Origin of the sequence: Rhodoferax ferrireducens, assembly GCF_003347515.1 — a bacterium.
Taxonomy (GTDB): domain Bacteria; phylum Pseudomonadota; class Gammaproteobacteria; order Burkholderiales; family Burkholderiaceae_C; genus Rhodoferax.
Genome location: NZ_QEII01000054.1, coordinates 1 through 255, shown reverse-complemented (window position 1 = coordinate 255; position 255 = coordinate 1). Strand labels below are relative to the sequence as shown.

The following is a 255-nucleotide window of genomic DNA, read 5'->3' as shown; positions in this document are numbered from 1 at the left end:
CGTTTGGCGGACAACTTGCTCAGGATAAACGTGTCACTGCGCCTACTGAAGTCACGTTATCCCACTTGCCTCTTGGCACCTTCAGCGATCGGGAATTGGAAATACTTCGCCTGATTCAGGAAGGCCATTCCAATCAAAGCATCGGTGAACGGTTGTTTCTGTCACTGAGCACGGTCAAGTGGCACAACCAGAACATCTTTTCCAAGCTGGACGTTCAACGACGGACCGAAGCGGTTGCACGCGCGGTGCAATTGA

Annotated in this window: 1 protein-coding gene; it reads left to right on the top strand. The window is 52.2% G+C overall.

Going from position 1 to position 255, the window contains the following annotated elements; all coding sequences use genetic code 11:
* On the top strand, window positions 1-255 hold a 255-nt coding region (locus C5P05_RS00225), incomplete at both ends, for a response regulator transcription factor (RefSeq protein ID WP_157979130.1).